The sequence below is a fragment of the Mycetohabitans sp. B3 genome (assembly GCF_021498065.1).
Lineage (GTDB): Bacteria > Pseudomonadota > Gammaproteobacteria > Burkholderiales > Burkholderiaceae > Mycetohabitans.
Genome location: NZ_JAHLKN010000055.1, coordinates 1 through 10,264 on the forward strand (window position 1 = coordinate 1; position 10,264 = coordinate 10,264).

Below are 10,264 nucleotides of genomic sequence, written 5' to 3' on the forward strand. Positions count from 1 at the left end.
GATCTGCACCGGCACGTGGGCACCAGCAAACGACTGTTGTGCCGGGCGCGGCCGGTCCGTCGGTAGTTCCAGCAGCACCGGCGCATCGGCCAGCGTCCTACGCCAGTAGTCGCTCTGCGTTTGAAGCCGCTCGCCCGACAGCCACTGACGCTGCCAGGCCGCGTAATCCAGATACTGGATCGCCAGCGGCGGCAATGAATCAGCTTGGGCTCCAACGCTGGCCGCGTACAGCGCGCTCAACTCGCGCACTAACACGCCAAACGACCAGCCATCCGACACGATATGGTGCTTTGTCAGCATCAGTACGTGCTCGTCGTCAGCCAATTGGATCACGCATGCGCGCATCAGCGGCCCGCACGCCAGATCGAACGGCGTGCGCGCTTCATCGGCGGTCAAACGTGACAGCTGCGCGTCGGCATCAGACACGCCACGCAGGTCATGCCAGCGCAGCGGCACACCCCTATTCACCGGCAGCAATTGCACCTGTGGCTGCCCCTCGACACTCACGAACGTCGAGCGCAGCACTTCGTGGCGCGCGAACAGCGCATCCAGCGCTTGTTGCCATGCGGCCCGATCAAAAAGCCCGCGCGCGCGCAGTACAAGTGGAATATGGTAATTAGCGCTTGCCTCATCGAGTTGCGCGAGAAACCATAGCCGCTGCTGCGCAAACGACAGCGGCAAGCTGCCTTCGCGTGAGATCGGTGTGATCTCAGGCAATACGGTGCCCTGCTGATTCATCTGCGCACTCACCACCGCTGCAAACGCGGCCAGCGTCGGCGACGCGAATAAGCTTGTCAGCGGCATTTCAGCACCGAGCGCCCTGACCCGATTCATCAACCGCACCGCCAGCAGCGAATGGCCACCCAGGGCAAAAAAGCTATCATGCCGGCCGACACGCTCGATGCCCAATAGCTGCGCCCAGATCGTCGCGAGCGTGGCCTCCAACTCACCTTGCGGTGCTTCATACGCTTGATGCGCGAGTGCGTCGGCGTCTGGCTCAGGTAGCGCACGTCGATCGAGCTTGCCATTGGGCGTCAACGGCAGCGCATCCAACCGCACAAACGCGGCTGGCACCATGTAATCAGGCAGCTGTGTCGCGACATAGTGGCGAACGTCTGCAAAGGAATCAAAGCTGGCCGGTTGGTTCGCGTAGCTGAATGGTGATGCTTGAGCGACGTCCGAAGGCCGAAGGTACACATCGGTGGGCATCGCTTGGGCCATCTCACTGGCTTGTACGAATACAACATCCAAGCAGGCGTGGGCATCATGCTCCGACCACGTGATGCCGACCCAGTAGCCAAGCAACTCACCCAATGCAGAGAAAACCTCTGGTTCCAATCCAATCGCCTGCGCGTTGCCGGTCATGAACTGACGCTGAATTAGACCGATATCATCGCTATGCTCAAGCGCCTGCATCGCCTCTATCTCCAGCGCTAGCCGGGCATTCGGCACACCCGTGATGCGCAGCTGGGCGGGACGCTCCGTCGCAAGCAATGTCTGTAGCGCCTCGATCTCGACTATCCCTCGTCCCCAACGCAGCTGTGGCGCATGAGCAAGCGACAATGTGTTGACGGGCCCTTTGCGCAACACCACGTCGTAGCGATAGCGACTCAATTCATTATCGTAGTCACCGCGCTTAAGCTCGATATCGACCGCCGCAATCGTGTCGATGCTGTCCGGCAGTGCGCTGAAGAAAGCGGGCGCTAGCAGCAGCTCTTTTTCGGCAAGCAGCGCTTGCTGGATACGCCGCCCGACGCTCGACCTGTCGTCGGTGGCCGAATCGGCTTGGTGCAACTGCACCGCGGTAGTAAAACAGTTCAGCAGGTTAAGGTTGCGCACGTCACCGATGAAAACACGCCCACCGGGCACCAGCAGGTCCATCGCTTGGCGGACCACCTCCATTAAATAGCTGGCACTGGGGAAATATTGCACCACCGAGTTGATCACGATGGTATCGAAATACTCTGACGGTAAGCCCTCGGTGATATGCGCAGCCTGTGTGCGCAATTGGACATGAGAGGCCAGTTCCGGCTGATGCGCCAACTGAGCGCGTAATGTCTCGATGGAAGGCGCGGAAAAGTCCGTGCCCCAATACGCGTCACAATGCGGCGCCAGGTGTGCAAGTAGCAGTCCCGTGCCTACGCCAATCTCCAGCACCCGCCGCGGTTGCAGCGCACGAATACGCTCAACCGCATCGGTGCGCCACGCTTGCATAGCCGACAACGGGATCGGTTGACCATCGTAGCTACTCTTCCAGACACTAAAATCCTCGCCGAAAGGATAATCTTGCTCATTACTGTAATAAGCATCATAGACACTTTGCCATTCATTGACTTGATGCGTTTCTGCTGCAGGATCGGATTCGGTAGATATATTTCTAAGGACAACATAACCGACTAAGTTTTTATCTCCGAAACGGTCCTCTCGTGCGATAACCGCAGCTTGTGCTACAGCAGGGTGGCGTTGAAGTACAGCTTCAACTTCACCCGGCTCAATCCGGTAACCGCGTATTTTGACTTGGTGGTCAGCACGGTTAACGAAATTTAAATTACCGCTGTTCTGATACCGGGCTAAGTCTCCTGTCTTATACATGCGTGCGTCGGGAGTATCCGAGAACGGATTAGGTACAAAACGTTCAGCAGTCAGTTCTGGACGGTTCAAATAGCCACGGGCGACACCGGCACCACCGATGTATAGCTCTCCGACCGCACCTAACGGCACCGGCTGGCCATACGTATCCAGTAGATAAATTTGCGTGTTCGCAATAGGCCTACCAATAGGGGTTGTCGGCCCAACCGTATCTTGATGCTCAGCAATACAGTAAATAGAAGACCAAATGGTGGTCTCGGTAGGTCCGTACAAATTCCATGTAACTTGAGTAGCGTCGCGAAGCTTTATTGATAAACTAGACGGTAATGCTTCCCCTCCGCATAGCGCCGTCAGGCCGGGCATATGCTTTGACTGCTCTAAAAGAACCTGCCAAGTCGCTGGCGTGGCCTGCATCAAGCTAATTTTTTGTTCGTCAATAAGCTTTTGAAGTATGCTCGGGTCGGTAACTTCCCTACGGCTAGCAATGACGACTGCCGCACCGTGACTCATCGGTAAGTAAAGCTCTAAGCCTGCAATATCAAAAGAGATACTGGTCACGGCAAGCAATCGGTCGTGACTCGACATGCCAGGATAGGAAGACATCGAAACCAAGAAATTGACCACATTACGATGTTCGATCATGACGCCCTTGGGTTTGCCAGTTGAGCCGGACGTGTAAATCACATAGGCAAGATCGCGGGCGGTAAGGCCTGAGATAGACGGATTGGTATCCGCCAGGGAAGGCAACTCATTTGGATCGATCACCGTGCACGACGCGAGCGCTACCTCTCCCAACACGGTACAGCCAGCTGCATCGGCCAGCACGATCATTGGTGCGGCATCGGCAAGAATATGCGCGAGGCGCTCGGACGGATACGCGGGATCGAGCGGCACATACGCGCCACCGGCCTTCAGGATCGCCAATAGCCCTACGACCATCGCCGGTGAACGTTCGACACAAATCGCCACTCGAGCGTCCGGCTTGACGCCCAGTTCAATGAGCCGATGCGCGAGACGGTTGGCCCGGGCGTTCAATTGCGCATAGCTCAGTGTCTGCGCTTCATACACCAGCGCAGTGGCATCGGGGCTGCGCGCCACCTGCGCCTCGAACAACTGATGAATGCATTGGTGGACTGGATAGGGAGCCGCCGTCGCGTTCCATGTCTGAAGCAGCAACTGACGCTCATCCGCTCCCAACATCTGAAGTGTTGCCACCGGTTGCTGTGGGCAAGCCGCCATCGCCTGCAACATCGTCGTCAGATACCCAACATGTCGCTCGATCGTCGCGGGGTCAAACAGCGCACTCGCATAATGCAACGATCCGAGGATCTCCTCGCCTGCCTCATACAAGTGCAGTTCAAGATCAAACCTAGCAATGTCGTATTTGAGTTCGTCGGGTGTGACTTTTAGGCCCGGTAGGCGCCACTGTCCTGTCTCCCTGCTCTGCCATGCGAACATTACTTGAAACAGCGGCGTGTGATTGAGCCGGCGCATCGGCTGCACGATCTCGACCACTTGCTCGAACGGCAGGTCTTGATGCGCCTGCGCGTCCAACGTCGTGCGCCGCACGCGTTCGAGTAATTGTGCCGTCGTCGGCTCACCCTCCAGATTCACACGCAACGCTAACGTATTGACAAAGAAGCCAATCAACGGCTCGATCGCAGCATGCCCCCGGTTCGCGCTGGGCGTACCAATGACCAAATCGTCCTGGCCTGACAAACGCGCGAGCACCGCGCTCCACGCCGCAAGCACCGTCATAAATAGCGTCGTGCCATGCTCAGCGCTTAAGCGCTTGAGCGCTTGCGTGGTTCGCGCATCGATCTGCACCGGCACGTGTGCGCCGGCAAACGACTGTTGTACCGGGCGCGGCCGGTCCGTCGGTAGTTCCAGCAGCACCGGTGCGTCCGCGAGCGTCGTGCGCCAGTAATCGCTCTGTGTTTGAAGCCGCTCACCACAGAGCCACTGACGCTGCCAGGCCGCGTAATCCGGATACTGGATCGTCAGCGCTGGCAGTGGATCGGCTTGCGCCCCCACGCTCGCGGCGTACAGCGCGCTTAACTCGCGCACCAGCACGCCAAACGACCAACCGTCCGACACAATATGGTGCTGTGTCAGCACCAACACGTGTTCGTCGTCGGCCAATTGAATCACGCATGCGCGCATCAAAGGCCCACGCGTCAAATCGAACGGCGCACGCGCTTCATCGGCGGTCAAACACGACAGCTGCGCGTCGGCATCGGGCACCCCACGCAGATCATGCCCGTGCAGCGGCACGCCTGTGTCGGCTGGCAGCAGCTGCACCTGCGGCTGACCGTCGACACTGACAAACGTCGAGCGCAGCGCTTCGTGGCGCGCGAACAGCGCATCCAGCGCTTGCTTCCACGCAGCCCGATCAAAAGGCCCGCGCACACGCAGCACCAGCGGGATGTGATAGGTACCACTGACTCCATCGAGTTGCGCGAGGAACCATAGTCGTTGCTGCGCGAACGACAGCGGCAACGCGCCTTCGCGCGAGATCGGTGTGATCTCAGGCAATGCATTGACTGGCTGGTTCAATTGCGCACTCACCACCGCCGCAAACGCAGCCAGCGTCGGCGATGCAAAGAGGGCCGTCAGCGGCACGTCAGCACCGAGCAGCGCGCCAACTCGGTTCATTAAACGCACTACCAGCAGCGAATGGCCCCCGAGCGCAAAGAAACTGTCATGCCGGCTAACACGCTCCACCCCGAGTAGCTCCGTCCAAATCGTCGCGAGCGTGGTCTCCAACTCGCCTTGTGGCGCTTCATAGGCATGATGCGCGAGCGCGTCAGCGTCTGGCTCAGGTAGCGCCCGCCGATCCAGCTTACCATTCGGCGTCAGTGGCAACACATCCAACCGCACAAACGCGGCCGGCACCATATACTCGGGCAAGCGAGCGGCCACATGCGCGCGCAGCTCGCTGGCCAGCGCGTCATCCGGCTCGGCCACCACGTACGCGACAAGCCGCTTGTCCATGCCCTCACCCAGCGCAAGCACTACCGCTTCTTGTACCTGCGGATGTCTAACCAGGCATGTTTTTATTTCGCCCAACTCGATTCGAAGACCTCGAATCTTGACCTGGTGATCATTGCGTCCCAGAAACGCCAAATTCCCGTCAGGCCGGTAACGCGCCAAATCACCCGTTTTATACATGCGCGCGTCCTCACGATCGCTAAACGGATCGAGCAAAAAGCGCTCGGCGGTCAGGTCGGGGCCATTCAAGTAACCGCGCACGACACTTGCACCACTGATGTACAACTCGCCGGTCGCCCCCAGCGGCACCGGCTGACCGTGTCTATCCAACAGGTAAAGTCGGTTATGGGCAATGGGCCGACCAATCGGAATAGTGTCCTCCGTATACTCTGCTGGACAAGTCCACGCTGCCACACCAATCGTTGCCTCGGTGGGGCCATACAAGTTATGCAGTTGGGCGTGCGGTAAAAGACGCTGACAAAGCCGAACCTGCGCACTCGTGAGGGCTTCTCCCGTGCAAAGCACGCGTTTGACCGCCGTGCAGCGCTGAACTGCGTCAGTGGCGAGAAACATGCTGAGCATGGAAGGCACAAAATGAACCGTCGTGATGCGCTGCCGGATCATCAACTCCACTAACGCAGACGGATCCCTATGCACACCGGGTGCTGCCACGACGAGGGTCGCGCCATTGAGCAATGTGCAAAAGCACTCCCAGACCGACACATCGAAAGTCAAGGGCGCCTTTTGCAGAACACGATCATCAGGCGTCAGTCCATACGCTTGTCGCATCCAAACTGGATGGCTCATCGACGCTTGATCTTTCTTCTGCGCGTCGTCCAGTTGCGTGACGTCAAATAGATGGGCTATTTGAGCGTGCTCGACCATCACGCCCTTTGGTATGCCGGTCGAGCCGGACGTATAAATCACATAGGCCAGATGACGAGCGCTCAACCCAGGCACCTGTGGATTGGTGGTCGCGCGCTCTGGCAGTACGTTCGGATCCAGTACGGTGAATGAAGCCAGAACCGTGTCGCCCAACGCAGACTGGCCTGCCGCATCGGCCAGCACGATGGCCGGCGCGGTATCAGCAAGAATATGCGCGAGGCGCTCGGGCGGATACGCGGGATCGAGCGGCACATACGCACCGCCCGCTTTCAGGATCGCCAATAGCCCTACGACCATCGCCGGTGAACGTTCGACGCAAATCGCCACTCGAGCGTCCGGCTTGACGCCCAATTCAATGAGCCGATGCGCGAGACGGTTGGCCCGGGCGTTCAATTGCGCATAGCTCAGTGTCTGCGCTTCATACACCAGCGCAGTGGCATCGGGGCTGCGCGCCACCTGCGCCTCAAACAATTGATGAATGCACGGGTGGGCTGGGTCGGGAGCCGCCGTCGTGTTCCACGCCTGAAGCAGCCACTGACGTTCATCCGCTCCCAGCATCTGCAGTGTTGCCACCGGTTGTTGTGGGCGAGCCACCATCGCTTGCAACATCGTCGTCAGATACCCTACGTGCCGCTCGATCGTCGCGGGGTCAAACAACGCACTCGCATAATGCAATGACCCGGTGATCTCCTCGCCTGCCTCATACAGATGCAGTTCAAGGTCGAACCTAGCGATGTCGTAATCGAGTTCGTCAGGCGTGACATCCAGCCCAGGTAAGCGCCACTGCCCTGTTTCATTGCTCTGCCACGCGAACAACACCTGAAACAACGGCGTGTGATTGAGCCGGCGCGGCGGCTGTACCACTTCAACCACTTGCTCGAACGGCAGGTCTTGATGCGCCTGCGCGTCCAGCGTCGTGCGCCGCACGCGCTCGAGCAGTTGCGCGGTCGTCGGCTCATCCTCCAGATTGACGCGCAACGCCAGCGTATTGACAAAAAAACCAATCAACGGCTCGATTGCGCGGTGCCCCCGGTTCGCGCTGGGCGTGCCAATGACCAAATCGTCCTGGCCCGACAGGCGCGCGAGCACCGCGCTCCATGCGGCAAGCACCGTCATAAATAGCGTCGTGCCATGCTCAGCGCTCAAGCGCTTCAGTGCGCACGTGGTTTGCACATCGATCCGCACCGGCACGTGCGCGCCGGCAAACGATTGCTGCACCGGACGCGGCCGGTCCGTTGGTAGCTCCAGCAGCACCGGCGCGTCAGCCAGCGTCGTGCGCCAGTAGTCGCTCTGCGTTTGAAGCCGCTCGCCCGACAGCCACTGACGCTGCCAGGTCGCGTAATCCGGATACTGGACCGCCAGCGGCGGCAGCGGATCAGCTTGCGCCCCAACGCTCGCGGCGTACAGCGCGCTCAACTCGCGTACCAACACGTCGATTGACCAGCCGTCCGACACAATATGGTGCTGCGTGAGCACGCACTGATAGTCATCGTCGGCAAGTTGAACGACGCATGCACGCATCAGCGGTCCGCGCGCCAAATCGAACGGCGCGTGCACTTCATCGGCGGTCAAACGCACCCGTTGCGCGTCGGCATCCGGCACGCCCCGCAGATCGTGCCAGCGCAGCGGCATGCCCGTGTCGGCCGGCAGCAACCGCACCTGCGGCTGCCCGTCGACACTGACAAACGTCGAGCGCAGTGCTTCGTGACGCGCAAACAGCGCATCCAGCGCTTGCTGCCAGGCAGCCCGATCGAAAGGCCCGCGCACACGCAGCACAAGCGGGATGTGGTAAGTACCCCTGACCTCATCGAGTTGCGCAAGGAACCATAGCCGTTGCTGCGCGAACGACAGCGGCAACGCGCCTTCGCGTGAAACCGGCGTGATCTCAGGCAGCGTGCTAGTTTGCTGGTTTAACTGCGCCTTCACCCCTGCCGCGAACGCGGCCAGCGTCGGCGATGCAAAGAGGGCCGCAAGTGGCACGTCGGCACCGAGCGCACCCACTCGGTTCATCAAACGCACCGCCAGCAGCGAATGGCCCCCGAGTGCAAAAAAGCTATCGTGCCGACCGACACGCTCGACGCCCAATAGCTCCGACCAGATCGACGCCAGCGTCGTCTCCAGCTCACCTTGCGGCGCTTCATACGCTTGATGCGCGAGCGCATCAGCGTCTGGCTCGGGTAACGCCCGCCGATCGAGCTTGCCATTGGGCGTCAACGGCAACGCATCGAGCCGCACAAACGCAGCCGGCACCATATACTCGGGCAAGCGAGTGGCCACATACGTGCGCAACATGCTAGCCAGCGCGTCATCCGGCTCGGCCACCACGTACGCGATAAGCCGCTTGTCCAGGCCCTCGCCTCGCACGAGCACCACCACATCGCGCACCTGCGGGTGCGCAGCCAGGCATGCCTCGATCTCCCCGGGCTCAATGCGAAAGCCGCGCATCTTAATTTGATCATCGTTGCGACCTACGTACGCCAGATTGCCGTCGGACAAATAGCGCGCCAAATCGCCCGTCTTGTACATCCGCGCATCCGGTGCATCCGAGAACGGATCGCGCACAAAGCGCTCGGCAGTCAACTCCGGACGGTTCAGGTAGCCACGTGCCACACCGCCCCCACCAATGTACAGTTCCCCCACCGCACCGAGCGGCACCGGCTGCCCGTGCGCATCGAGCAGATAGATCTTCAGGTCTGGGATCCGTACGCCAATCGGATTACCCGCTTGCTTACTGTCCTGTTGTCGAAGCGGCCGGTAAGTCACATGCACAGTGGTCTCGGTAATCCCATACATGTTGACCAATTGCGGGCGACGTTCATCGTGCGTGGCATACCATGCCTGTAAGATGGCGGGCTCCAGCGCCTCCCCACCAAAGATCACATAGCGTAATTGATCCGATAAGGCGCTTTGTGCTTGGCTAGCGATAAAGGCCTTAAACGCACTAGGTGTTTGGTTTAATACGGTGATGCCTTGCTCACAGACCAATTGGTGAAACGCTTGGGCAGAGCGGGCAGTATGATGGGGCACAATGACCAGTTTGCCACCGTAACGTAACGCGCCCCAGAGTTCCCACACGGAAAAATCAAACGCAAACGAGTGAAAGAGGCACCAGATATCGCGCTCATTGAAGCCATACCAGGAGTGAGTCGCGTCAAACAGCCGCACCACTTGCGCATGTTCGACCATCACGCCCTTGGGCGTCCCGGTCGAGCCGGACGTATAAATCACATAGGCGAGATCGTGCGCCGTCAGGCCTGACACTGACGGATTGGTATCCGCTGCCTCCGGCAGCCTATTGGGGTCAATTACCGTGCACGAGGTCAGTACAGCATCACCGAGCGCAGCGCGCCCAGCCGCATCAGCTAACACGATCGTGGGTGCGGTATCGGCGAGAATATGCGTGAGACGCTCGGACGAATACGCGGGATCGAGCGGCACATACGCACCGCCGGCCTTCAGAATCGCCAATAGCCCCACGACCATTGCCGGCGAGCGCTCGACACAGAGCACCACTCGGGTATCTGGCTTGACGCCCAATTCAATGAGCCGATGCGCGAGACGGTTGGCCCGGGCGTTCAATTGCGCATAGCTCAGTGTCTGCGCTTCATACACCAGCGCAGTGGCTTCCGGGCTGCGCGCCACCTGCGCCTCGAACAACTGATGAATGCATTGGTGAGTGGGGTAGGGAGCCGCCGTCGCGTTCCATGTCTGCAGCAGCAACTGACGCTCATCCGCTCCCAGCATCTGCAGTGTTGCCACCGATTGCTGTGGGCAAGCCGCCATCGCCTGCAACATCGTC

The 10,264-nt window shown here is 59.7% G+C and carries 1 pseudogene; it reads right to left on the reverse strand.

The window, feature by feature from the left end:
• Window positions 1-10,206: pseudogene (locus KQH55_RS15205) on the reverse strand (amino acid adenylation domain-containing protein); the annotation flags it as partial.
• Window positions 10,207-10,264 lie beyond the last annotated feature (58 nt).